The 24,185-nt window shown below is 67.6% G+C and carries 18 protein-coding genes and 1 riboswitch; of the genes, 9 read left to right on the forward strand and 9 right to left on the reverse strand.

Going from position 1 to position 24,185, the window contains the following annotated elements; translation table 11 throughout:
- Positions 1 to 117 precede the first annotated feature (117 nt).
- Entirely contained in the window at positions 118 to 1,725 is a 1,608-nt protein-coding gene (locus ACGFNJ_RS41710; protein WP_393461756.1) for a VWA domain-containing protein, read from the forward strand.
- A 169-nt stretch (positions 1,726 to 1,894) separates the two neighbouring features.
- Here the strand turns inward: ACGFNJ_RS41710 and gcvP are convergent, their stop codons facing one another.
- From gcvP to ACGFNJ_RS41745, 7 genes are all read right to left on the reverse strand, one after another.
- Complete coding sequence (gene gcvP, locus ACGFNJ_RS41715; protein WP_393461758.1) at positions 1,895 to 4,705, reverse strand: aminomethyl-transferring glycine dehydrogenase; 2,811 nt, start codon at positions 4,703 to 4,705, stop codon at positions 1,895 to 1,897.
- A gap of 151 nt (positions 4,706 to 4,856) precedes the next feature.
- Positions 4,857 to 4,957, reverse strand: a riboswitch (glycine riboswitch).
- A 332-nt stretch (positions 4,958 to 5,289) separates the two neighbouring features.
- Positions 5,290 to 5,847, reverse strand: a complete 558-nt coding sequence (locus tag ACGFNJ_RS41720) for a MerR family transcriptional regulator (RefSeq protein WP_069160941.1) — start codon at positions 5,845 to 5,847, stop codon at positions 5,290 to 5,292.
- A gap of 195 nt (positions 5,848 to 6,042) precedes the next feature.
- Complete coding sequence (locus ACGFNJ_RS41725) at positions 6,043 to 6,516, reverse strand: bifunctional nuclease family protein (RefSeq protein ID WP_069160942.1); 474 nt, start codon at positions 6,514 to 6,516, stop codon at positions 6,043 to 6,045.
- Positions 6,517 to 6,835: 319 nt separating this feature from the next.
- Positions 6,836 to 7,627 (reverse strand): MerR family transcriptional regulator, encoded by a 792-nt coding sequence (locus ACGFNJ_RS41730; RefSeq protein ID WP_393461761.1) that lies wholly within the window; start codon positions 7,625 to 7,627, stop codon positions 6,836 to 6,838.
- Positions 7,628 to 7,727: 100 nt separating this feature from the next.
- Positions 7,728 to 8,213, reverse strand: a complete 486-nt coding sequence (garA, locus tag ACGFNJ_RS41735; protein ID WP_069160944.1) for a glycogen accumulation regulator GarA — start codon at positions 8,211 to 8,213, stop codon at positions 7,728 to 7,730.
- Positions 8,214 to 8,381: 168 nt separating this feature from the next.
- Positions 8,382 to 8,780, reverse strand: a complete 399-nt coding sequence (gene gcvH / locus ACGFNJ_RS41740; RefSeq protein ID WP_393461763.1) for a glycine cleavage system protein GcvH — start codon at positions 8,778 to 8,780, stop codon at positions 8,382 to 8,384.
- An 82-nt stretch (positions 8,781 to 8,862) separates the two neighbouring features.
- Positions 8,863 to 9,459 (reverse strand): CDP-alcohol phosphatidyltransferase family protein, encoded by a 597-nt coding sequence (locus tag ACGFNJ_RS41745; RefSeq protein WP_393461916.1) that lies wholly within the window; start codon positions 9,457 to 9,459, stop codon positions 8,863 to 8,865.
- Between the two features lie 235 nt (positions 9,460 to 9,694).
- Here ACGFNJ_RS41745 and ACGFNJ_RS41750 point away from each other — a divergent pair, with 235 nt between their 5' ends.
- The 3 genes from ACGFNJ_RS41750 (at position 9,695) to ACGFNJ_RS41760 (ending at position 13,922) form a co-directional block, all read left to right on the forward strand.
- Complete coding sequence (locus ACGFNJ_RS41750; RefSeq protein ID WP_393461765.1) at positions 9,695 to 11,389, forward strand: GMC oxidoreductase; 1,695 nt, start codon at positions 9,695 to 9,697, stop codon at positions 11,387 to 11,389.
- Positions 11,390 to 11,474: 85 nt separating this feature from the next.
- Positions 11,475 to 12,872: a DUF2252 domain-containing protein gene (locus ACGFNJ_RS41755; RefSeq protein ID WP_393461767.1), complete on the forward strand. Its 1,398-nt coding sequence runs from the start codon at positions 11,475 to 11,477 to the stop codon at positions 12,870 to 12,872.
- 168 nt (positions 12,873 to 13,040) lie between these two features.
- Positions 13,041 to 13,922 (forward strand): nuclease-related domain-containing protein, encoded by an 882-nt coding sequence (locus ACGFNJ_RS41760; protein ID WP_393461769.1) that lies wholly within the window; start codon positions 13,041 to 13,043, stop codon positions 13,920 to 13,922.
- A 7-nt stretch (positions 13,923 to 13,929) separates the two neighbouring features.
- Here ACGFNJ_RS41760 and ACGFNJ_RS41765 read toward each other — a convergent pair whose 3' ends face one another.
- On the reverse strand, positions 13,930 to 16,335 hold the full coding sequence (locus ACGFNJ_RS41765) for a LuxR C-terminal-related transcriptional regulator (protein WP_393461771.1): 2,406 nt from the start codon (positions 16,333 to 16,335) through the stop codon (positions 13,930 to 13,932).
- Positions 16,336 to 16,647: 312 nt separating this feature from the next.
- Between ACGFNJ_RS41765 and ACGFNJ_RS41770 the strand changes: the two genes are divergently transcribed.
- Positions 16,648 to 17,277 carry a phosphatase PAP2 family protein gene (locus ACGFNJ_RS41770; protein WP_393461773.1) on the forward strand — a complete coding sequence of 210 codons (630 nt, stop codon included), beginning with the start codon at positions 16,648 to 16,650 and terminating at the stop codon, positions 17,275 to 17,277.
- On the opposite strand, the gene ACGFNJ_RS41775 is transcribed toward ACGFNJ_RS41770, so the two are convergent.
- Entirely contained in the window at positions 17,246 to 19,177 is a 1,932-nt protein-coding gene (locus tag ACGFNJ_RS41775) for an acyl-CoA dehydrogenase (RefSeq protein ID WP_393461775.1), read from the reverse strand. The two genes, ACGFNJ_RS41770 and ACGFNJ_RS41775, sit on opposite strands and share 32 nt — an antisense overlap.
- Positions 19,178 to 19,282: 105 nt before the next feature.
- Here ACGFNJ_RS41775 and ACGFNJ_RS41780 point away from each other — a divergent pair, with 105 nt between their 5' ends.
- The 4 genes from ACGFNJ_RS41780 to ACGFNJ_RS41795 all read left to right on the forward strand — a co-directional run bounded on the left by ACGFNJ_RS41780 (position 19,283) and on the right by ACGFNJ_RS41795 (position 24,179).
- On the forward strand, positions 19,283 to 19,936 hold the full coding sequence (locus tag ACGFNJ_RS41780) for a TetR family transcriptional regulator (protein ID WP_393461777.1): 654 nt from the start codon (positions 19,283 to 19,285) through the stop codon (positions 19,934 to 19,936).
- Positions 19,936 to 20,871: an ATP-binding cassette domain-containing protein gene (locus tag ACGFNJ_RS41785; RefSeq protein WP_393461779.1), complete on the forward strand. Its 936-nt coding sequence runs from the start codon at positions 19,936 to 19,938 to the stop codon at positions 20,869 to 20,871. The genes ACGFNJ_RS41780 and ACGFNJ_RS41785 overlap by 1 nt, the downstream gene beginning before the upstream one ends.
- Complete coding sequence (locus ACGFNJ_RS41790) at positions 20,868 to 22,502, forward strand: ABC transporter permease (RefSeq protein ID WP_393461781.1); 1,635 nt, start codon at positions 20,868 to 20,870, stop codon at positions 22,500 to 22,502. Before ACGFNJ_RS41785 ends, ACGFNJ_RS41790 begins: the two co-directional genes overlap by 4 nt.
- Positions 22,503 to 22,616: 114 nt before the next feature.
- Positions 22,617 to 24,179: a VWA domain-containing protein gene (locus tag ACGFNJ_RS41795; RefSeq protein ID WP_393461918.1), complete on the forward strand. Its 1,563-nt coding sequence runs from the start codon at positions 22,617 to 22,619 to the stop codon at positions 24,177 to 24,179.
- Positions 24,180 to 24,185: the final 6 nt, after the last annotated feature.

The following is a 24,185-nucleotide window of genomic DNA, read 5'->3' on the forward strand; positions in this document are numbered from 1 at the left end:
CACGGCACGCGCCACTCGCCGAGCCCGCAAACCGCAGGTGAACATACACTGTGCTGCGTGGGCACTCATCGCAGCGGAGCCAGGTCCCGAGGAGTCAGCAAAGGTCCGGTTCTCGCCGTGTTAGCCGTTGTGTTGCTGGTCGCGGGCGTCGTCACCTGGTTTCAACTCCGCGACCGCGCGGCCAATGAGGACAGCGCAGCGGCCGCCGAGTGCGTCTCCGGCCCGGCGACGCTCTACGTCACGGCCGATCCGGACATCGCCACCCAGATACGGGCCGCCGCCGACCGGTACAACGCCACCAACCCGCGCGTCCGCGATCACTGCGCCAAGGTCGCGGTGACCGCGCGACCCTCCTCGGCCATCGTCGCGGCCTTCACCAGCGGCAAACCATGGGATCAGGCCCTCGGCCCGCAGCCGGTGCTGTGGATCCCCGACTCGACCCGCTCGATCGAAGCCATGCGGGTGCCCGGCGTGATCGAGGGCAACCCGGCGCCGATCGCGGTGAGCCCGATCGTGCTCGCCGTGCCGGAACCGTTGCGTGGCGCCCTCGACGAGGCCAAGGTCTCCTGGTCGGATCTGCCACGCCTGCAACAGGGTTCGCTCAAAGATATCGGCCTGCCCGGCTGGGGCGGGCTGAAGATGGCGTTACCGGCGGGCGATGCCACGCTCGCCGCGGCCGCCGCCGTCGGCTCCGCGATCTCGGGCACCGAACCGCTGAGCGAGCAGGCCGCCCAATCCGGCCAGGTCGTCTCGGCGATCTCCGGGCTCGCCGCCGACGCACCCGAGGAACCGGATACCGCCGCCGCCTTCGCGACCCTCGCAGGCCCGCCGGAAGCCGCCGCCGTGCACGCCGTCGCCGCCACCGAGCAACAGGTGAAAACCCAACCGGCGCTGGCCATTTACCGACCGGCGGGAGTGGGCCCGGTGGCCGATCACCCGGCCGCGCTGATGTCGGGACCGTGGGTGGACAAGACGCAGAACCTCATCGGTGGACTCTTCGCCGACTTCTTACGCGCGCCCGAACAAGCGCAGGCGTTCACCGCGGCCGGGTTCAGCGCCGCGCCGATCGCCGCAGCGCCACCGCAGAAGGCCGCACTCGACAAGGTGCGCGACATCATGGCCAATCCGGTGCTCGGCGTGCACTCCACTGTCCTGCTGGATGTTTCGGCCTCCATGGCCACCAAGGACGGCACGCTGACCCGGCTCGCGAACGTGATCGGCGCCGTCAACTCGACGATGGCCGTGATGCCACCCGACTTCGGCCTCGGCATCTGGACCTACGGCAAGAACCTCGACGGCACCAAGCCGTACAAGGTGCAGGCGGCCACCGCGCCGCTCACCACCGACCAGCGCACCAAGATCAGCAACGCGCTCGACGACGTCCAGCCGAGCGACCTGCGCGCCGATCAGGCCTATCCCACCTTGCTGGCCGCGTTCAAGAACGCGATCGCCGGATACACCGCGAGCCGCACCAACTCGGTGCTGCTCATCACCGACGGTCCCGACGACGACTCGACCGTCACCGGCGCCAAGCTCGCCGCCGACATCGCCGCGGCCATCGACAAAACCCACCCCGTCCGCATCGACATCATCGTGATCGGCGGCACCGGAACCCAGACGCTGCAAGCCATCTCGGAGCAGACCGGCGGCACCTACACTCGCCTGCCCACCTCGAACGACCTCAAGTTCGGGACCGCCGTCGTCCAGGCACTCACCGCACCCTGATCCCCGCAAGCACCACCCCTGATCACACGCAAGTGCCCTCCCACCGATCTCGGCGGGAGGGCACTTCACGGTGCGGCGCTTGATATTTCAGCGCTAGATCCGTCGGGACTGAGACACTCGGCGTGAATCTCTTCAGCGCCGAGCGTTTTCCGCACTCAGCCGGTACCGCTCAGTCGGCGTACGCCTCGAGCGGCGGGCACGAGCAGACCAGGTTCCGGTCGCCATAGGCACCGTCGATGCGCCGCACCGGCGGCCACACCTTCGGCCGCGCATGCCCGAGACCCCGTGGGTAGACCGCGGTTTCCCGGCTGTACGGGTGCGCCCACTCGCCGACCAGGCTGGCCGCCGTGTGCGGCGCCCCGCGCAACGGGTTGTCGGTGACCGGCCAGACGCCGGCGGCGACCTGATCGATCTCCTTGCGGATCGCGATCATCGCCTCGATGAAATCGTCCAGTTCCGCGAGGTTTTCGCTCTCGGTCGGCTCGACCATCAGCGTGCCGGCCACCGGGAAGCTCATGGTCGGCGCGTGGAAACCGTAGTCGGCGAGCCGCTTCGCCACATCGTCGACGGTGACGCCGGTCTGCTTGGTGATCTCCCGCAGATCGAGGATGCACTCGTGCGCGACCATGCCGTGCTCGCCGGTGTAGAGCACCGGGAAGTACTCGTCGAGCCTGCGCGCGATGTAGTTGGCCGAGGCGATGGCGGTCAGCGTCGCGCCGCGCAGGCCGTCCGCACCCATCATCCGGATGTAGGCCCAGGTGATCGGCAGGATCGACGCGGAACCGTACTTGGCCGCCGACACCGCGTGCGAGTCGATCTCCAGCGGATCGCCGGGCAGGTACGGCGCCAGGTGCGAGCGCACCGCGACCGGGCCGACACCCGGTCCGCCGCCGCCGTGCGGGATGCAGAAGGTCTTGTGCAGGTTCAGGTGGCTGACGTCGCCGCCGAACCGGCCCGGACGGGCAAGCCCGACAAGGGCATTCAGGTTCGCGCCGTCGACGTACACCTGACCGCCCGCGTCGTGCACCAGCGCGCACAGCTCGGCGACCTCGTGCTCGTACACGCCGTGCGTGGACGGGTAGGTGATCATGATGCAGGCCAGCCGGTCGGCGTGGTCGGCGATCTTGGCGCGCAGGTCGTCCAGGTCGACGTCGCCGTTGTCGCGGCACTTGACCACCTCGACGCGCAGCCCGGCCATCGCCGCGGAAGCCGCGTTGGTGCCGTGCGCGCTGGACGGGATCAGGCAGGTATCCCGGTGCGTGTCACCGCGATCCAGGTGGTAGCGCCGGATCGCCAGCAGGCCCGCGTACTCGCCCTGGCTGCCCGCGTTCGGCTGCAGGCTCACCGAGTCGTACCCGGTGATGTCCGAAAGCCACTGCTCCAGATCCGTGATCACCTGCAGGATGCCCGGCGCGTCCGCCTCCGGTGCGTACGGGTGCACCCGGGCGAAGCCCGGCCAGGTGATGGCTTCCATCTCCGCGGTCGCGTTGAGCTTCATCGTGCAGGAGCCGAGCGGAATCATGCTGCGGTCCAACGCGATGTCCTTGTCGGACAGCGACCGCAGGTAGCGCAGCATGGCGGTCTCGGTGTGGTACTTGGTGAACGCCGAGTGCTCGAGGAACGCGGAGGTGCGGGTCTCGATCGCGGCGACCGGCGCAGGCTCGGGCTGCTCGGAAGACAATGTGGTGCCGAAGGATTCGAGCACCGCGGCGACGTGCGCGGCGGTGGTCGCCTCGTCGCACGCGATGCCGACATGATCGGCGTCGACCAGGCGCAGGTTGATGCCGCTCGACTTCGCCTTGGCGACAACGGCTTCCGCGCCGCCGGGCACGTGCGCGAGCACCGTGTCGAAGAAGCTGTCATGTACGACCGCACCGTCGAGCCCCGCCGCGATCGCGGCGGCATGCCCGTGCACCCTGCGCGCGATCGCCCGCAGCCCGTCCGCGCCGTGGTAGCTCGCGTACATCGCCGCGACGATGGCGAGCAGCACCTGGGCGGTACAGATGTTGGAGGTGGCCTTCTCCCGCCGGATGTGCTGCTCACGGGTCTGCAGCGCGAGCCGGTAGGCGACATCGCCGTCCGCGTCCACCGAGACGCCGACCAGGCGGCCTGGCAGCTGCCTGGCATACGCCGTGCGCACTGCCAGATACCCCGCGTGCGGGCCACCGAATCCCAGTGGCACACCGAAACGCTGGCTGGTGCCGAAGCACACGTCGGCGCCCTGATCGCCCGGCGAGGCGATCAGCGTCATCGCCAGCAGGTCCGCGCCCACCGCGACCAACGCCCCGCGCTCGTGCGCCGCGGAGATCAGCGACGTCCAGTCCACTACCCGGCCGGAGGCGCCGGGCGCCTGCACCAGCACACCGAAGAATTCACCCTCCGGCAATTCCCCCGCGGACAGATCGGCTGTGACGAGCTCGATCCCGAGCGGCTGCGCGCGGGTGGTGAGCACCGTCTTGGTCTGCGGGAACAGATCGGTGTCGAGCACAAGCCGGTTCGACTTGGACCGGCTCGCCCGCTGCAGCAAGGTCATCGCCTCGGCTGCGGCGGTGGCCTCGTCCAGCATCGACGCGTTCGCCACGTCCATCCCGGTCAGCTCCGACACCATGGTCTGGAAGTTGAGCAGCGCCTCGAGCCTGCCCTGGCTGATCTCCGGCTGGTACGGCGTGTACGCGGTGTACCAGGCCGGGTTCTCCAGCAGGTTGCGCACCAGCACCGGCGGCGTCAACGTGTCGTAGTAGCCGAGCCCGATCATCGAGGTGGCCACCGTGTTCGAGTGCGCGAGCGCGGCAAGCTCGGCGAGCACCTCGTGTTCGGTTGCCGCGGGCGGCAATCCGGCGAGGCCGGTCCCGTCCAGGATGCTGGCGGGCAGGGCCTTCGTGGCGAGCTCGTCGAGCGAGCCGACGCCGACGACGTCCAAGATCCGGGCGAGTTCGTCCCGATCTGGTCCGATATGACGATCGGCAAATGAACGAGTCACGGCAAGCTCCCATGGGTCGGGCGGGTCGACGCGGGTGTCGACAGGTACCAGCCCTCCCCCTCTGTCGTGGGCGCCTGAGAGATTCGGGTGTCGATCGACATCCCTTTCCCCATGGGCGGGCAGCTCGAAGCCACCGCTTTCCAGAGGCGCCCAAGCCCGCACGGTCCCTTGTGCCTGAGAGATTGACGGGGAGGTGCTGCTCCTTCGGCGCCCGGACTCTGGTCGAACCCGGGACTCTCCCGCACGGCGTTGGCGCGCCACCAGTTTATGCCGACGCCACGCCCGAACGCGGCACTGGTCCCCTCCCGGCTGTGTCGCGCTGGTCACGTGGGGTCCATCGCGAACTCGTCCATGAAGAGATGCATCGTTTGATGCGCATATCTACCTAACATCATGTGTATTCGTAGATCGACCAGCACGACACCGGGGACTCGACCGGCACGACAACAGACGCAGGCTCGACCCGACGCGCCCGCCAGAGGTGCCCCCTCCCCCTGCGCATCAAAAACCAAGTGCCACAAAGCACAACACCCCGCTACCCTGTGTGACGGGGAGGCGGGATGCTGTGTTCGTTGGTCTGACTATTAACCGGTCTTGCGGTTCATCCGTGCCTTGCGCCGGTAGGACAGCTCGTCCTCCGGCCGCTCGGTCACCGCGGACGCGCGTTCCGCCGGGAAGTTGGCGATGGCGCCGGTGAGTTCACGCATGGCACCGCTGACGGCGATGCCGAAGACGCCCTGCCCGCCCTGCAGTAAATCAACTACCTCCTCGGCCGAGGTGCACTCGTACACCGAGGTGCCGTCGGAGAACAGCGTGATGCCCGCGAGATCCTGCACGCCACGGCTACGCAGATGATCGACGGCGATCCGGATGTTCTGCAGCGAGATGCCCGCATCCAAGAGCCGCTTCACGATCTTGAGGACGAGAATGTCTTTGAAGGAATACAGCCGCTGGCTCCCCGAGCCTGCCGCGCTGCGGATGGAAGGCACCACCAATCCGGTGCGTGCCCAGTAGTCGAGCTGCCGGTAGGTGATCCCGGCCACCTGGCATGCGCTTGGTACTCGGTAGCCGACTAGATCGTCGGGAACCGAGTCGTCCGGGAACAGGCCTGGCTGTACCACATCCTGCGATTGCTCTGCCACTGACCACTCCCTTGCTTCGCCGACGGCTAGCCCTCATCGATGACCCGGCTCCGTTTCGACCTACTGCGATGCCACTAACCCTGCAACCTGGCCAAAACGGACGTGGCCCAACTATCGAGATTACTCCCCCTGATTGTCAGGGGAGCACCATCGTCGGGCCAAACGCGACGCGCGGGTAAAGTCTCGACCTCTAGTTCAGCTGTCGGTGGCTTTGAAATCGTCGGGCGAGACCGATTCCAGGAACTCCTTGAACTTTTCGACCTCGTCCTCGCGCTCGTCCGGCATGACCAGCCCGGCTTCCTCGAGCACCGGCTCCTCGGCGTAGATCGGGCAACCCACCCGCAAGGCGATCGCTACCGAATCCGACGGCCGCGCCGAGATGTGCAGATCGTTCTCGAAGACCAGATCCGCGTAGAAGGTGCCTTCCTGCAGGTCGACGATGCGCACTTCCTTCAGGGTGTGCCCGAGCTCGGTGATCAGGATCTTGATCAAATCGTGGGTCAGCGGCCGGATCGGCGTGACCCCCTCTTGTTCCAGCACGATCGCGGTGGCCTCGGCCTGCCCGATCCAGATCGGTAGATACCTGTCCCCCGACACCTCGCGAAGCAGCAGCACGGGCTGGTTCTGCGGCTGCTCGACACGAATACCGATCACACGCATTTCACTCATGACTCCGCCTCGCTGGCGCTCAGCTCCGTCATGTGCGAAGCACGCTGTGACATGATTCGCTCACTTCGTTCGCTCATGCCTGCGCCTCACTCGACCTCGGCATGCGCGATGCACGCTGTGACATGGTTCGCTCGCTACGCTCACTCATCGCACTGCCTCCCATACTCGCCGGCCGCCCGGCATGACTGCTGCAGAGCTCGCCGTACCACGAGTCTAGGCGAACGCGGGCGGGTGCAGCGATCGGTGTGCACAGCCGAAATCGGCGTGTTGGACGACCGAAACATGGCGGAGATTGCAGACCGGTTATTCGGCGGGATGCTCAGCCGCCCAGCGACGTCCGCACCGACGACTTCACCAGACACGCGTGCAGTGTCAGCGACAGCGCCGCCAGCTCGCGCACCGTTTCCTCGGCCCTGGCGCGCGCCCCCGCGTCTCTGCTCTTCGCGATCGGGGCGGCGATCTGCGCGACCAGCGCGGCCTCCCGGTCCGCGGCCAGCTTGAACGCACGCAGATGCCGTGCCTCCAAACCGAATTCGGCCATCGCCTTGGCGGTCTTGGCCAGCGTCACCGCGTCGCCGTCGAAAAAGCCTGCGGCGCCGGGGGTGATGAGATTGGCCCGGATCAGATCGTTGAGGAAGGCGTCGTCGATCTCGGCCTTGGCGAGCAAATCCGCGCGGGTGAGCCGGATTTCGTGATCGAAACGCAGATCGTCGGGGGAAATTTCGCTGGGCACCACGCCGAGCCTCCTCGGCGCGGCGGCGCCGTTTCTGTTCCCGCCGGGCGCGGCTTGGTGCTCGGAGTCGACTGCCGACTCCGAGCCACCGGGACGGCCGGCGTGCGCTCGGGCGCGGGCTTCCCGCACTCCGAGCGTCGCCGCACCGCTGTCGATCGCTTCTAGTTGTTCCTTGATCACCTTGAGCGGCAAGTACTGATCGCGTTGCGCGGTCAGGACGAACCGGAGCCGTTCACAGTCGGCGACGGAGAATCTGCGATAGCCCGAGGGCGTGCGCTCCGGCCGGATCAGGCCCTCCGCTTCCAGGAAGCGGATCTTCGAGATGGTGATATCCGGAAAGTCTGGACGCAACAGGTCGAGCACGGAGCCGATCGACATGCCTCCGCGTGCCCACTGCGCCGCGCCGGTCACAGCGCCGAATCCGTCATGCCACTGACCCCGAGCCCTTCACTGTGTGCGAAGACCCAGCGTCGCGTGCTCATAGACTTCCCGCACCCGCAGACGAATCGCTCACCTGTGCCCGCGGCCCGGTGAGGAACACCAGGCGGAACTTGCCGATCTGTACCTCGTCGCCGTTCTGGAGTTCCGAGGAGTCCACCGGCTCCCGATTCACATAGGTGCCGTTCAGGCTGCCGACATCGACCACCTGGAACGAATCGTCGTCCTGACGGAACTCGGCGTGCCGACGGCTGACGGTGACGTCGTCGAGAAAGATGTCACTGTCGGGATGGCGGCCGGCCGACGTGGTCGGCTGATCCAGCAGGAACCGCGAGCCCGCGTTCGGGCCACGCTTCACGACCAGGAGGGCCGCACCAACGGGCAGACCCTCGACCCCTTGGACCGGCTGTTCACCGGTCGGCTCTCCGGAGCGCGACGCGTCGACCTCGTTCAGGAAATCCGCGCGGAAGACCGACGTCGTCTCGGCCGCGCTCTCCCCGTAACCCGGGTCATTGTTCTCGCTCACCGTTTCTCTCCTCCTCGAACCTGATTATCCATGCAAGCAGGTGATACCTGTGGCACCACGACCTGCCGTCGAGTCCCTAGACTTCCGGCAAGAACTGCCGGTGCATCTGTTGGCATTGACCGTACCCTGCCAGGGCGTGCCCGTGCAGGTAGAACCGGGAAGGCTGATTCAGCCCCCGATAACTCCTTGATAACCTGCCGAATCCAGCAGTTCACCGAGTGTCGCGTCGAGGCCTGCGGCGTCAGCGACCTCCAACTCGAACAGCCAGCCGTCACCGTACGGGTCGGTGTTCAGCGTCTCCGGCTGCTGCACCAATTCCTCGTTCACCGCAACAACTTTCGCCGCGAGCGGCGCGTAGATGTCGGACACGCTCTTGGTCGATTCGACCTCGGCGATGCTCTCCTCGACGGCAACATCCTTGTCGATTTCGGGCAGCTGCACGAACACAACGTCACCCAGTTGAGACTGGGCGTAATCGGTGATGCCGACCCGAACCCGGGTGGGGGCAATCCGCTTCACCCACTCGTGCTCTTCGGTGTAGCGCAGATCCTCGGGGGTCTGGGTCACAGGCCGTCCGTCCTTTCCGTTGTGATCGTGTGGGCGCAACTCTATGCGAGGTTCGGACGATCGTTCGACCCGACGCTGCCGACTACGCGGACTGGTGTGGCACAGCCGGTATCGACCGCGCGACCGCGATGGCTTTACCGGTGTAGAGCACGCCGGTCCATACATACACCGTCGTACCCCAGACCAGTAGTGCCCCGCCGAAGGCCCGTCCGAAACCATCGAGCGGCCAGTCCATTTCTCCGGCGAGCAACCAGGGCAATGCGGACATCAACGCGAAGGTGGCCGCCTTGCCCAGATAGATGACATCGGGCGGCGGCAGGTCGCGGCGCTTGTAGATGACGAGCGTCAGCGTCAGCACCAGTTCGCGGCCGAGCAGGATCGCCACCACCCACCACGGGATGATGCCGCGAATCAAGAAGGCCGCCACCGTGGTCACCAGATACAGCCGGTCCACGAACGGATCGAGCAGGGCGCCGAGGCGCGAGGACTGATCGAGCAGCCTGGCCAGCTTGCCGTCGAGGAAGTCGGTGACGCCGCTGAGGATCAGCAGGGTGAACGCCCAGCCGTCGGCGTGCCGCACCAGCAGCAACCACACCAACAGCGGAACGCCGAGCAGGCGAACGACACTCAGGACATTCGGGACGGTGAGGATGCGGTCGGCGAAAACGCCGCCGAGCACGCCGCCGGTCTCGGCGCGCTCCTCCGGTTCCGTCGTGCCCGATTCGGTTGTCACGCCCCGTGCTTACCGCACCGACCCCGGTCGACGCCATCCAGACGCGGCCTTTTTTCTATATTCGCGCTCGATATCAGCGTGCGACGATGGCCTGAGCCACACCATCGACCTGACAGAATGAGTATGAAATCATCTCACTGTCGGTGCCGTCAGCCCTGGTGGCCGGTGATGAGAGGAAGTCATGCCCACATTCGACTACGACGTGGTGGTGATCGGTTCCGGATTCGGCGGTAGCGTGAGCGCGCTTCGGCTGACCGAGAAGGGATATCGGGTCGGGGTGCTCGAGGCGGGCAGACGCTGGGACGCCGACACCATTCCGAACACGAATTGGAATGTGCGCAAATCGATCTGGGCGCCGCGGCTCGGCCTGACCGGCCCGCAACGGATCAGCATCCTCGGCAAGTGCGCGGTGTTCTCCGGCGCAGGCGTCGGCGGCGGGTCGCTCATCTACGGCAACACGCTGTACGAACCACTGCCCGACTTCTACACCGACAAGCAGTGGGCGCACATCACCGACTGGCGGGCCGAGCTCGCGCCGTACTACGACCAGGCACAGCGGATGCTCGGCGTGGCGCCGAACCCGAGGATGACCCCGGCCGACGACGTGATCAAGGAGATCGCCGACGATCTCGGCGTCGCACACACCTTCCATCCGACCAATGTCGGCGTCTTCTTCAACGAGAGCGACCCGGGCACCGAGGTCGACGACCCGTACTTCGGCGGCGTCGGCCCGCGCAGGCGCGGCTGCGTGCACTGCGCGCGCTGCTTCACCGGCTGCCCGAACAACGCCAAGAACACGACCACCACGAACTACCTCTACCTGGCCGAACAGGCAGGCGCCGCGGTGCATCCGCTGACAACGGCCACCGCGGTGCGCCCGCTGCCCGACGGCGGCTACGCCGTCGACACCGAGCGCTCGGACCGCTGGATCCGCAAGCAGCGCCGGACCTTCACCGCCGAGCAGGTGGTGTTCGCCGGCGCCGCACTCGGCACCCAGAAGCTGCTGCACAAGATGCGCGACGAGAAGGTGCTGCCGCAGCTCTCGCCCCGACTCGGCGAGCTGACCCGCAGCAACTCCGAGGCAATCCTCAATGTGGTGAGCCGCTCGCGTAAGGACTTCGCCGAGGGCATCGCGATCACCTCCTCGATCCACCCGGCCGACGACACCCACATCGAGGTCTGCCACTACGGCAAGGGGCAGAACGCGTTGTTCCCGCTGTCCGCGCCGATCATCGACGGCGGCGCGTTCCGCTTCCTTCGCTTCCTGCTGGCGATGGTGTTGCACCCCATGGTCTTCCTGCGCAGCCTCAACGCCAGGCACGCCTCGGAGAAGTCGGTGATCCTGCTCGTCATGCAGTCGCTGGACAATTCGCTGACCTCCTTCCGGCGGCGCGGGCTGCTGAAGACGAAACAGGGCAGCGGCGAACCGAATCCGACCTGGATTCCGCTGGCACACGACATCGGGCGCCGGTTCGGCGAGAAGGTGAACGGCGATGTGCAGGGGCTGGTGATGGACGTGTTCAACATCCCGGCGACCGCGCACTACATCGGCGGCTGCGTGATCGGCGATACCGCGGACACCGGCGTGGTCGACCCCTACCAGCGGGTGTTCGGCCACCCTGGCCTGCATGTCGCCGACGGCTCGGCGGTGACCGCCAACCTCGGCGTCAATCCGTCGCTCACCATCACCGCGCAGGCGGAGCGGGCAATGGCGTTCTGGCCCAACAAGAACGAGGCCGACCCGCGTCCGGAGCTCGGCACCGCGTACCAGCGCATCACCCCGGTCGCGCCGCAGCGGCCGGTGGTGCCCGCGACCGCGTCGGGCGCGCTGCGGCTGCCGATCACGCCAGTCGTGCCACCTGTGCCCGCCAACTGAAAGTCTCAGCGGTATATCCGCGCCCCCGTGAACGTGGCGGAATCGACACCACCGCGGGGGCCGGAAACCGCTAGCGTCGGTTGTTGTGTCAGACAGTGGTATCGACCTCCGCACCTACGTTCCTTCCGCGCAGGTGCTGGCGCGCGGTCAGGAATTACGCGAGCGAGTTCCGCTCGACGCCAGGGACCGGGCGGCCGAGGGCGCACGTCGCCCCGATGTGCTCGAGTTCATCGAGGCGAGCAACGCGGGCCGGTTGCCGCACCTGCTTCCGCTGCGGGTCGGCCGGATGATGGCCTCGCCGTTCACCTTCTACCGTGGCGCGGCGGGCCTGATGGCCGCCGATCTCGCGGGCGGACCCGATACCGGGCTCACCGCCCAGCTCTGCGGCGACGCGCACGCCGCCAATTTCGGCCTGTACGGCACGCCACGCGGCGAAATCATCATGGACATCAACGATTTCGATGAAACCATCGTCGGCCCGTGGGAGTGGGATCTGGACCGGTTGGCGGCCAGCCTGGTGCTGGCGGGCCGGGAAAGCGGTGCGGGCGAGGACGATTGCCGCAGGGCGGCCCACGATGCCGCCCGCACCTACCGGCTGGCGGCAGGCAAACTGGCCGAGCAGCCGTTCCTGGAATCGTGGAGTGCGCTGCCCGACGAGTCGGTGCTGAGCAAGGCCGCCGCCCACGATCTGATCGACGACTTCAAGAAGGCCGCGAAGAAGGCGCGCAAGAACACCAGCGCCAAGGTCGTCGCCAAATGGACCGAACATCTCGATGATCACGAGACCGACATCCGCAAACACCGATTCATCAGCGACCCACCGATTCTCACGCCCGTCGACGACCGGGTCGAGGCGGCGATCGTGGACGGCCTCGGGCGGTATGCCGATACCCTGCGCGAGTCGCGGCGCACCCTGCTGACCCGATTCGCGGTGTCCGATGTCGCTTTTCGGATCGTCGGCACCGGCAGCGTCGGCCTGCACACCTATGTCGCGCTGTTGCACGGCAACGAGGGCGAGAATCTGGTGCTGCAGATCAAGCAGGCCAATCCGTCGGCACTGCGCCCGTACCTGCCCGCGCCGCCGGTGCGACACGAGGGTGAGCGAATCGTGCAGGGCGCCAGGCTGGTTCAGTCCGAGACCGACATCCTGCTCGGCTGGACGAGCGTGGACATCGCGGGCGACAGCACCGAATTGCCGTTCATCGTGCGGCAATTCCGTAATCTCAAGGGCAGCATCGACCCTGCCGCACTCTCCGCGGCCGACCTCGACGACTACGGCAGGCTCGCGGGCGCACTGCTGGCTCGTGCGCACTCACGCTCGCTGGACCCGCGCCTGCTCGCGGGCTATCTCGGCGACGACGAGCGCTTCGACGACGCGGTGGCGCGCTTCGCCGTCCGCTACGCCGACCGCACCGAAAACGACCATGCCGTGCTGGTCAAGGCGGTGCAGGCAGGCAAGATCGCGGCCGAACAGCCGGACTGAGCGCACCCGCTGCTGGCGGGTGTATCAGCTGCGAGCACACTTCCCAAGTCTGCGCAGACTTGATCAACACGCCGACACTTCCCACGGGCGCGACGAACTCCGCGACACACCTCGTATCCTGAGGTGTCGAGTGTCGACGTGAAGGGCGGGTCGCCAATGCTCGTGCGAGTGCAGAATGCCGCAGGCACCAATGCCGAGCGGGCGCTGATCGATTGGCTGCGCACCTGGAAGGATCCGGGCAGTCCGCACGGCGTCGCCACGATCAATTGCAGCCTCTTCCACAAGGATCGGCTGCATCAGTTCGACGCGGTGGTGTGGACGCCGACCAGCTGCGTGGTGATCGAGGCCGAGGCGCTGGTGGCCAGGCAGGACGGCGTGCTGGAGATCCCGCTCAACGGCCAGTGGACGATCAACGGCGACCCGGCCGCGATGGAGGGCCGCGATCGGCGCACCCCGCTGGAGAAGTCCCGCGAACACACCTTCGCCCTGCAGAACTGGCTCGCCGCACGCGGGCTCGGCCAGCGCGCGGTGCACGGCCTCGCCCTGGTGGTCCCGCTGCGCGGCGCCGAGCTGAAGATCCAGCAGGCCTGGAGCGACCCGAGCTTCGATGTGATCCTCGGCGACGACCCCGGCAGGCTGAAGCACTACTTCGAGGCGCTCGCCGAGCAGGAAAAGCACCTGTGGACGGCCAACGACGTCGCGGTCGCCTTCCGCGGCCTCGGCATCCTGCCCTACCTGCCCGCCCCGCAGGAACTGCTCAACGAGGGCTTCCTCGGCCCGATCGACATCACGCTGTGGCACGGCGGCCCCAACCAGGCGCAGGCCGAGGCATATGCCGAAGAACTGGCGCAGGCTGAGCGGGAGGCGCAGCGACCGGTCTACGCGATCGAGACGCCCTGGTACAGCCCGTGGAAGCTGTATCCGCGGGAAACCCGCGACATGGACTTCGGTCGTGCCTTCATGCGGATCACCCTGGCGCTCGGCATGTTCATCGCGTTCGCCTGGGTGCTGTGGTTCGTGATCAGCGCGATCCTGACCTACGGGCCCTGATCGCCGCTCATCCCTTGCGCAGCACGGTGATTCGCGCCTGCGGGAGCGCAGTCTGCGTCAGGTCGTCGGTCACCGGCTTGCTTGCACCGTCGGGACCTGGCTGCGCGTACCGTTCCACCACCAGGGCGACATGCAGCCGGGACGGACAGTCCAGCTTCGACATCACCTGGCGCACATGGTTGACGACGGTCCACTCCGAGATGCCCAACTGGCTGGCGATCTTCCGGTTGGTCATCCCGGTCGCCACCAGCTCTGCGATCTCGCGCTGACGGTTGGTGAGCGCGGCCAGCGGCGAGGCGTCGGGATCGGGCAGCGTCGGAGTGGTGCGGGCGTAGCCGATCACGTCCGTCAGCGACATCTCCCCCGCCAGCCGCTGGATGTCTCGGAACTTGCTCTCCCCCACGGCGTTCCGGTGCTCGGATTCGCGCGGTGCCGGATCCCCCGGCCCGAGTTGCGGAATCCCGTGCGCGGTGCGGAGCCTGCGGGCGGCCAGCATCAGCGTCAGCGTGTATTCGGCGTACTCCACCCCCGCCGCGTCGTAGGCCAGCGCGCAGCCCTCCACCGCGATGATCGTCTGCAGCACGTGCGTCGCCACATCGTCGTCGGCCAGGTTCTCCCGGTACAGCGACTGGGCGCGGTCGGCGGTGCGCGGGCCGATCTGGGTGCGCGCCAACGTGTTCAGGCCGATGAGCCGCGCGGTGCTGTCCAGCTGCCGCACCTCGTCCCGCATCGTCGTCCAGGTCTTGGCATCCCGGACCGGCGGCACCGGGAAGGCAAGCAGCGCCTTGGACAGCTCGATCCGCATCGGCCACGGTCCGCCGAGCTCGGCGGAGCGACGGCTCGCGATGCGCAGCAGCTCCGTGGCGGCGGCGTGCTCGCCGGTGGCGATCAACGCGACGGCCAGCGGCACGGCCGCCCGCGCGGCATCCAACGGCCGGTCGAAACGACGGTATGCGGCAACGGCATTCGACAACAGGGCGACCGCGCGGCGCAGCCTGCCCGATCGTCCGGCCCAGAGGCCGAGCACCTCGAGGCACAGCGGCGCGGTCACGCCGGGCGCCAGCGTGCCGCGATCGCTCATCTCCAGCGCCTTGGCGAGCACGGACTCCACCTCGGCCTGAAAGCCGTGCTGGATCCACGCCGACTCCAGCTGAGCGGCCAGCCGGACGGCCCGCTCCGGCTGCCCGGTGTCGATCAGATAGTGCAGTGCGGCAAGGAAATCCACGATCCGCTTGCCCGCAGCAGCCAGTGCCGCGCCGCGGTGCGCATGCTGATCGAACAGCGGCCCGACGGTTTCGGCGAGCTGACACAACCGGTCGACGTGGTCCTGGCGAATCGCCTTGGCACGTACCGGATCCGCACTGAGCGTCCGACGGCAGTAGGCCCGCACCGGAGCAAACAGCCGGTAGCCGTGGCCGCTCGGTCCGCTGGCGACATGGTCGAGCAGGCTGCGATGCACCAGCTCGCCGAGCCAGGCCGCGGTCTCCTCCTCGGTGGCTCCGGCTGCGAGGCAGGCGATTTCGGTGTCGAGCATGGACTCATACAGCGAAAGCCGGAGCATCAGGTCGAGCAGCTCGGGGGCGAGACCGTGCAGTCCCCACTCCACCGCGCCGTGCATGGTGCGGTGCCGCGCAGGCACATCGACGAAGGACGGCGAGTGCAGGTCGGCGCCCGCCTCTATCCGGTGCAGGGTGCGCACCGGGCCGACCCTGGCGATCGACCCCGCCGCCAGCTCGATGGCCAGCGGCACACCGCCGAGCTCGCTCACGATTTCGTCGATCACCAAGCGGTCCGCCAGCGCACTCGAGCCGCGGTAGTGGCTGTCGATGCTGTCGAGCAGTAGTCGCGCGCCGGGCGAAGACCCGGGGAGATAGTCGCCTGCACCGAAGACGGTCTGCAGCGGCCGCACGCACAGCACACACTCGCGGTAGAGGTTGAACGGGACGCGACTCGTTGCCACCAGCACCAGCTGCGGACAGCGTTCCAGCAGCCATGCCACCTCGGCGGATATCTGTTCGACCACCCGATCGCAGTTGTCCAGCAACAGGATTGCGCGGCCGCCGCCGATCCGGGCGGCCAGCACCGCGAGCGCGTCGGCCGGGCCGAGCGGCTGGTACGCCGGCGCCAACGGCCGGTAACTGGCCGCCTCGAGCACCGCGTTCCACGCGGCGGTCCGGTCGAGGCAGTCGCCGACATCGACCTTCGCGTCGAGACAGCCGGGAAAGGTCTTGTCCGACAACGCGGCACGCGCCAGCCTCGACTTGCCGACCCCGGCGGTCCCGGTGAGCGTGAGCAGCCGGACCCGTGGATCGTCGAGCAGTCTGCCGAGCTCGGCGAGTTCGGCGGCGCGTCCGACGATGGTCGGAAGTCGATAGGTCCCGGCCAACGAGGGCTGGACGTTGTCGCCCACCATGGGCACCTCTCAGTCACTGCCACGGATCGGACGACCGCACATCACTGTGTCCGAGCCACGTTGCCCCCTGGCCGACCGAGCCGAGATCTTTGATTGATGAACCAGAATGTTCACCGATCGAGGTCGACGATACCAAGCCGGTGCGAGGTCGCGAAGGATTCCAGGATCCCGCGAGTTGAGCTGGGCCGGTGTCACTTTCGACGACGGAGGATTCTGCCCGGCTTCGGTCGAGTGACCATTGGGTTTCCCGCCGGGACCGGCGCACCCGCCGCGGTCGGCTAGCAAGATCTTGTCAATGGCTATCGTCAGACCGTGCTCGGACTACGACAGGACGTCCTCGGCCGCGACGCGTACCGCCTCGGCGGCATCGCGCTGGCCTGCGGCGTCACGGCCGCGCTGCCGTTGACGTTCCCCGCCGACGGCGGCCCGACCGCGCTCGATCGTGCCGTGGTCACCCGGATCCACACAGCCCTCGACGACCGGCCCGGCGTGTATGACGCGCTGGTCTTCCCGAGTAACTGGTACGTCCTGATGCCACTGCTGCTGCTCGCGTGCGCCTGGTTCGCCTATCGGGCCGAATGGCGCAGCGCCGCCCTCATGCTGGTGGTGCCGGAACTCACCGCAGGCCTGAACGCTGTGGTGTGGAAACCGTTGTGGCAGCGGCACCTACACGATTACCTCGCCTATCCCAGCGGGCACACCGTGCACCTGGTCGCGATCGCCGCCACATTTTTCGTGCTGAGCCGGTCCGTTCGGACGCGGCTCAGCACGCTCATCGTGACGGCGGTGGCCCTGCTCGCGGCGGCCGTCGGCATGATCGGGCTCGACTATCACTGGCCCACCGACATTCTCGGCGGCACCGCCGCGGCCATCGCCATGGTGCTGGCGCTGACCTGGTCGGTGGACAAGGTCAGCCCCGCTCGAACACGCTCGCATCGCTGAGCATCGCCGCACGCAGCATCGACTCCGGCACCCCCATCCCCTCGACGAGGGTGAGCGCCTCCGGCCGCAGCCGGTCGACCAGCTCGTTCACGCCGCGACGCACCGCCTTCGCGCGTTCCACCGACATGAACCGATGCATGATGTACCAGGCCTGATTCTCTTCCAAGGTCGAGTACACGTAGAGGTCGCAGACCGTTTCGGCAAGGGCGCGCGCCTCCGGATCCTGAATGTCGGCAATGCCTTCGATGAAGGCCTCCAGGGTCAGCCGGTCGATGTGCGCGGTGCCCGCGGTGAGGATGTGGTCCTGGGCGTTGTTGAACGCCTCGAACGGACTGGTGTCCTCGGCGCGGGCGCGCAGCCGGTGGCCAGCGGTGCGCACCAGGTAGTCCTCGCGGTCGGCGAACAGCTGCAGCTGCACCGAGCGGCGGGACAGGTCGCCCTCGTCGACGGTGTCGTTCGCGCCGTCGCGCAGCCGCTGGATCAGCTGCCGCACACCGGAACGCTTGCGTACCTCATCGCCCGCCATGGTCGCGGCGAACTTCACCCAGCCCAGCGCGTCCAGGTCGCGGATCTCATCGGAGTACGCGGTCAGCAGTTCCTTGGCGACCAGCTGGGTGAGCACCACGTTGTCGCCCTCGAAGGTGGTGAACACATCGGTGTCCGCCTTCAGCGTGACGAGCCGGTTCTCGGTCAAATATCCTGCGCCGCCGCAAGCTTCGCGGCATTCCTGGATGGCGCGGGTGGCGTGCCTGGTCTGCGCGACCTTCAGCCCGGCGGCCCGCTTCTCCAGTGCCCGTTGCGAACTCGGGTTGAGGTCCTGGCCGGTCTGCACCAGATGCATCCGCCGGACCAGGTCGTTCTGCGCGAAGGCCAGCGCATAGGACTTGGCGACCAGTGGCAGCAGCCTGCGCTGGTGGCTGCGGTAGTCGAGCAGCACGGTCTCCTGCCCGGTGTCCGGATCGGCGAACTGCCTGCGCTTCAACGCATATCGCACCGCGATGCTCAGCGCGACCCTGGTGCCCGCGGCGGCCGCACCGCCGACGCTGACCCGCCCGCGCACCAGGGTGCCGAGCGTGGTGAAGAAGCGCCTGCTCGGGTTTTCGATCTCCGAGTAGTAGGTGCCGTCCGGTGCGACGTCGGCATACCGGTTGAGCAGGTTCTCTCGCGGTATCCGGACGTGGTCGAACACGATGCGCCCGTTGTCGACACCGGGCAGCCCGCCCTTGAGCCCGTCGTCGAAGGTGGTCACGCCGGGCAGGTCCGCGCCGCTCTCGTCCCGGATGGGCACCAGCAGGCAGTGCACGCCGCGGCCCTCCCCCTGGGTGATCAACTGCGCGAAAACCGCTGCCATCCTGGCGTGTTCGGCCGCGCCGCCGATGTAGTCCTTGCGCGCCGACGGCGTCGGCGAGTGGATCACGAACTCCTGGGTCTCCGCGTCGTAGGTGGCGGTGGTCTCCAGCTGGGCGACGTCGCTGCCGTGCCCGGACTCGGTCATCGCGAAACAGCCGAGCAGGTCGAGCGACAACAGCCGGTGGATGTAGTCGCGGTGTCGTTCGGTGCCGAGGTTCTCCACCGCCCCGCCGAACAACCCCCACTGCACGCCCGCCTTCACCCACAGCGACAGATCCGCGTAGGCGAGCATCTCCAGTCCGGTGACCGCGGCGCCCGGCTCGCTGGTGCCGCCGTTCTCCCTGCGAAAACCGCGTTCCGCGTACCCCATCGTCGCGATGACCCGCATCTGCTCGAGCACGCGCGCCCTGGCCGCCTGGTAGTCGAGATAGGGGTCTCCGGCGAACTTGTCGTCGGCGAGCTGGATTCGGGCTTGTTCCCGGATCTCGCCCCAGGGTCCGTCGAGTGCTGCGCGGAGCTGATCTGCCGTTGTTGCGGTCCCGGTAGTCATAACTCGACAGTAGCCCGCAGAACGCCGAGCAAACCGTGACTGTTGACACGACATTCCGGACAGGCTCTTGTGGTGCTTTGAACGCGTGTTTAGTATATTGAACATGTGTTTAACCAACAGCCCCTACCGCAAGGACCCGCCACGGATCTGACCACCGCGGCACGAATACGCGATGCCGCGATCGAGGTCTTCGGCGATCAGGGGTTCCAGGTCGGCGTGCGTGCCATCGCGAAAGCGGCGGGCGTCTCGCCGGGATTGGTGAACCATCACTTCGGCTCCAAGGACGGCCTGCGCGCCGCCTGCGACGAGCGGGTGATTCAGCTGATTCACGACGAGAAGATCAAGGCGATCACCGCGCCCAGCGTCGCAAAGGGGATGCTGGCCGCCCTCGCCGAGATCGAGGTCTACGGACCGCTGGTCGCCTACATGGTGCGCAGCCTGCAGGCGGGCGGTCCGATGGCAGAGTCGTTGTTCGAGCACATGATCGCCGATGCCGAGGTCTACATCCAGCAGGGCGTCGACGCAGGCGCCATCAAGCCGAGCCGCGACCCAGCAGCACGCGCCCGATACCTGTTGACGCTCAACCTCGGCGCGACCCTGCTTTGGGTGCAGCTGCATTCGAAGCCCGGCGAAAAGCTCGATTTCCGTAAGGCCATTCGTGACCTGACCGAAGAGTTCACACCCCCCGCCCTGGAGTTCTACACCCAGGGCCTACTCACCGACCCCACGCTTTTGGACACTGTCACCAAGGAGCACTGATGTCCGAGGTCATTCAAATCACCGATCTCCGTAAGACTTTCGGCCATGTCGCCGCACTGGACGGGTTGAATCTCGCGGTCAGCGAAGGCGAGATCCACGGCTTTCTCGGGCCGAACGGCGCAGGCAAGTCGACCACGATCCGGGTGCTACTCGGCATCCTGCGGGCGACCTCGGGCAGAGCCACGCTCTTCGATCGCGATCCGTGGGCTGACGCGGTCGCGCTGCATCACGAACTCGCCTATGTGCCAGGCGATGTCACGCTGTGGCCGTCGCTGTCCGGCGGCGAGACCATCGATCTGCTCGCCAGGATGCGCGGCGGCATCAACGCCGAGCGGCGCAAGGAACTGATCGAGCGATTCGACCTCGACCCACGCAAGAAGGCGCGCACCTACTCCAAGGGCAACCGGCAGAAGGTCGCGCTGATCTCGGCGCTCGCCTCCGACGTACGCCTGCTGCTGCTCGACGAGCCAACCTCGGGCTTGGATCCGTTGATGGAACAGGTTTTTCGGGAGTGCGTCGAGGAGGCCAAGCAGCGCGGCACCACCGTGCTGCTGTCCAGCCACATCCTCTCCGAGGTCGAGGTGCTGTGCGATCGGGTGACCATCATTCGGGCGGGCCGCACCGTGGAGAGCGGATCGCTGTCGGACATGCGGCACCTGTCGCGCACCTCGATCACCGCCGAATTGCTCGGCGACCCAGGTGATCTCAGCCGCATCCCCGGCGTCGACGACATCCACCGCGACGGTGCGACCCTGCGCTGCCAGGTGGACGGCGAACACCTCGGCGAGTTGATCAAGGTGCTCGGCGACACCGGGGTGCGCAGCCTCACCAGTGCGCCGCCCACCCTCGAGGAGCTGTTCCTGCGCCACTATCACGTCGATGGCGGGGCGCAGGAAGCCCAGGCGGCGAAGGACGCGGAGAAGGTGCGCGCATGACAACGGCCACCGCGGGCAGGCACTACGCCGCACCGGCCACGCGCGGTTCGGACGACTTCGCAGGCACCGGCCAGTTGCTGCGCCTGTATCTGCGACGCGATCGAATCGTGTTGCCGCTGTGGGTGTTCGCGTTCGGCGTCCTGCCTGCCTTCTATGTCGCGAGCACGAAGAAGGTCTACGGAACGCCCGAAGACCTCGCGCGGTACGCGAAGACCATCACCGACAGCCCGGCGCTGCGCGCGATGTACGGCCCGGTGTTCAGCACGGAGATCGGCCCGATGTCGCTGTGGAAGGCGGGACCGTACTTCGCGATGATCGCGATCGCGACGATCCTCACCGTCATCCGGCACACCAGGGTCGAGGAAGAAACCGGCCGCGCCGAACTGGTCGGCGCCACCAGCATCGGCCGCTACGCAGGCCTGACGGCCGCCTTGACCCTCACCGGCGTCGGCTGTCTGGTCAGCGGAATTCTGTGCGCCGCAATGCTGTACAGCAACGATCTGTCCGCCACCGGCTCGCTGGCCTATGGCGCGACGTTGGCGAGCTCCGGCCTGGCCTGGGCCGGCGTGGCCGCCATGGCCGCCCAGGTGAGTACCGGGGCGCGCATCGCCCGCGGCATCGCGCTCGGCGCACTGGCCGCGGCGTTCGCCCTGCGCGCCATCGGCGACGCTGGAAACGGTGTGCTGTCCTGGTTCTCGCCGCTGGGCTGGTGCATTCAGCTGCGCGCGTTCGCCCAGGAACGCTGGTGGGTGCTGCTGCCGCTGCTCGCGCTCGCCGCGCTCACCACCGCGGCCGCCTATCTCTTGATGAGCAGGCGCGACACCGGATCCGGCCTGCTCGCGGAACGCCCTGGCCCGCCGACCGCCGCCCCGGCGCTGTCCGGCGCGACGGGACTGGCCTGGCGCCTGCAACGCGGCTCGATGGTGGCATGGTCGATCGGGTTCCTGCTGTACGGCCTGCTGATGGGCGGCGCAGTGAAGAGTGTCGGCGACATGCTCGACGAGAACTCGTCGGTCACCGACGTGGTCACCAGGATGGGCGGGTCGACGATGTTGCAAGACGCGTTCATCGACCTGGCCATCACCCTGCTCGCCGCGGGCGCGGCCGCCTATTCCATCTCCGCAACACTGCGCCTGCACGAGGAGGAAGCCAGTCAGCGCGTCGAGACCACGCTGTCCGGCTCGATCAGCCGGGAACGGTATGCGTTGAGCCACATCGGTTTCGCGTTGCTCGGTCCCGCGGTGCTGCTGGTGCTTGCCGGGCTCGCGATCGGTGTCGTTTACGGCGCGTCCGACGGTGACGTGGTGGGCAAGGTCGGCGATGCGGTGGGTGCCGCGCTCGTGCAGGTGCCCGCGGTCTGGGTGCTCACCGGACTGACGGTGGCGATCTATGGGCTGCTCCCCCGCTTCACTCCGGTCGCCTGGGGCGTGCTCAGCATCATGATCGTCCTGTTCTTCGTCGGCGCGCTCGACGGGACACCGCAGTGGCTGCTCGACCTGGTCCCGTTCGTCCACCCGCCGAAGCTGCCCGCCGCACCCTTCGAGGCCGCTCCGGTGCTCTGGCTGCTGGCGATTGCGGGCGCCCTCCTCGCGGTGGGCATCGTCGCCTTCCGCAGGCGCGACCTGCGCTGAACCGGCGATAAATGGCCCGCGTACACCGTTGTGCGCGGGCCATTTCCCTTTACTCGGGTGGACGATCGCTTATGCCGCTAAGCGTTTCGACAATGGAATAGTGAGGCCGACACCCTGGACAGAGCCGCGCTCACCAGCGCGGTCGACGGCATCAAGGCCAGCGGATGGACGCCGATGGGCGCCGCGCTGCGCCAGGCCGCCCAGACACTGCCGAACCCGGGACCGCGCTCGATCGTGCTGGTCTCCGACGGCGACGACACCTGCGCCCCGCCCGACCCGTGCGCGGTGGCACAGGAATTGAAGAAGCAGGGCATCGATCTGGTGCTGCACGCCATCGGCTTCGCGGTCGACGACAAGGCGCGCGCCCAACTCACCTGCATGGCACAGGCCACCGGCGGCACCTATAACGACGCCGCGGACGGCCCTGCGCTGGAACGCATTCTGCCGCGCGTGAGCACCGCCGCGCTGCGCAATTACCAGGCCACCGGCACCCCGATCATTGGCGCTGCAAGCTATGAGAAGGCACCGGCCGCCACGCCGGGCCAGTACCTGGACACCATCGGCCAGAAGGAGAAGCGCTACTACGCCGTCGACGTACCGGCAGGCGCCACCGCGTATTTCAGCGGCATCGTGTCCTTCCCCCGGGTGCCCAACATCTCGGCCTCCGACGACTTCAACAGCCTGCGGCTGCAGGTCTTCGGACGAGAGGGCCAGGACTGCAACGCGTCCGAGACCGAGCAGGCGTCGCGCTCCAGTGACGGTGTTGCCCTGACGATCAGCAAAACCTTCGACGGGGCGACCAAGCGACCGACGGGTAGCGCCAGCTCGGACAAGTGCAAAGGCGCGGGCCGGTACTACTTCTCGATCGGCTGGGAGCGGGTCTCGCTCGGTGTTCCGGCCCGGCTGCCGATCGAGCTGCTCGTCGGCATCGAGCCGGCGGCGACCGATCCCGGTCCCGTCGCGGTGTTGCCGCCGACGACCTTCGTCGAACCCATCGGGCCGGGAAAGCCCGCGCCGGGCGGTGGATCATTCACCGTGGCAACCACTCTCGACGGCAGCGGCCGGTACACCGACACCATGCAGCCTGGCGAGTACCTCTTCTACCGGGTCAAGCTGGACTGGGGACAGGGGCTGGCGTACCGCGTGCACTTCGACGAGAACGGCGCGAAGGGCCTCAACGTCGTGTCGAACATCACCACCACCCTGAATTCACCGTTCGGTGACGAAATCGACTGGGATTCGCACGTATACACCGGCACCGCCGGTGTGCTGCCGTCGAATGACCCCGCGATGGTCACCGTGCCGATCCGGTACCACAACCGCGACGCCGACCAGGCCGACGTCCGCAAGCAGTCGGTCGCGGGGTGGTACTACATCGCGGTGAAGCTCGGTTCGACCTTCGAGGAGGGGCACACGCCGGTGCCGGTGCGGCTGGATCTCACCGTCGCGGGAGCGCGGGAGCCGGGCCCGGTGTACTCGAGCGCGCTGAACGGCGGCGTGCTCGGCGAGAACGCGGGCCCCCGCCCGGACAAGCCGCTCGATCATGCTGTCGCACAGGATGAGTCGAGCACCACGTCCTCGACGAACTGGTTGCCGATCGCCGCGATCGGTGCGGGCGTTGTCGCGATTCTCGGCGTTGCCCTCGGGTGGTTGTTCACCCGCAGGCGCCGCAGCTGAAACCCG

The sequence above is a fragment of the Nocardia sp. NPDC049149 genome, assembly GCF_043197455.1.
Lineage (GTDB): Bacteria > Actinomycetota > Actinomycetes > Mycobacteriales > Mycobacteriaceae > Nocardia.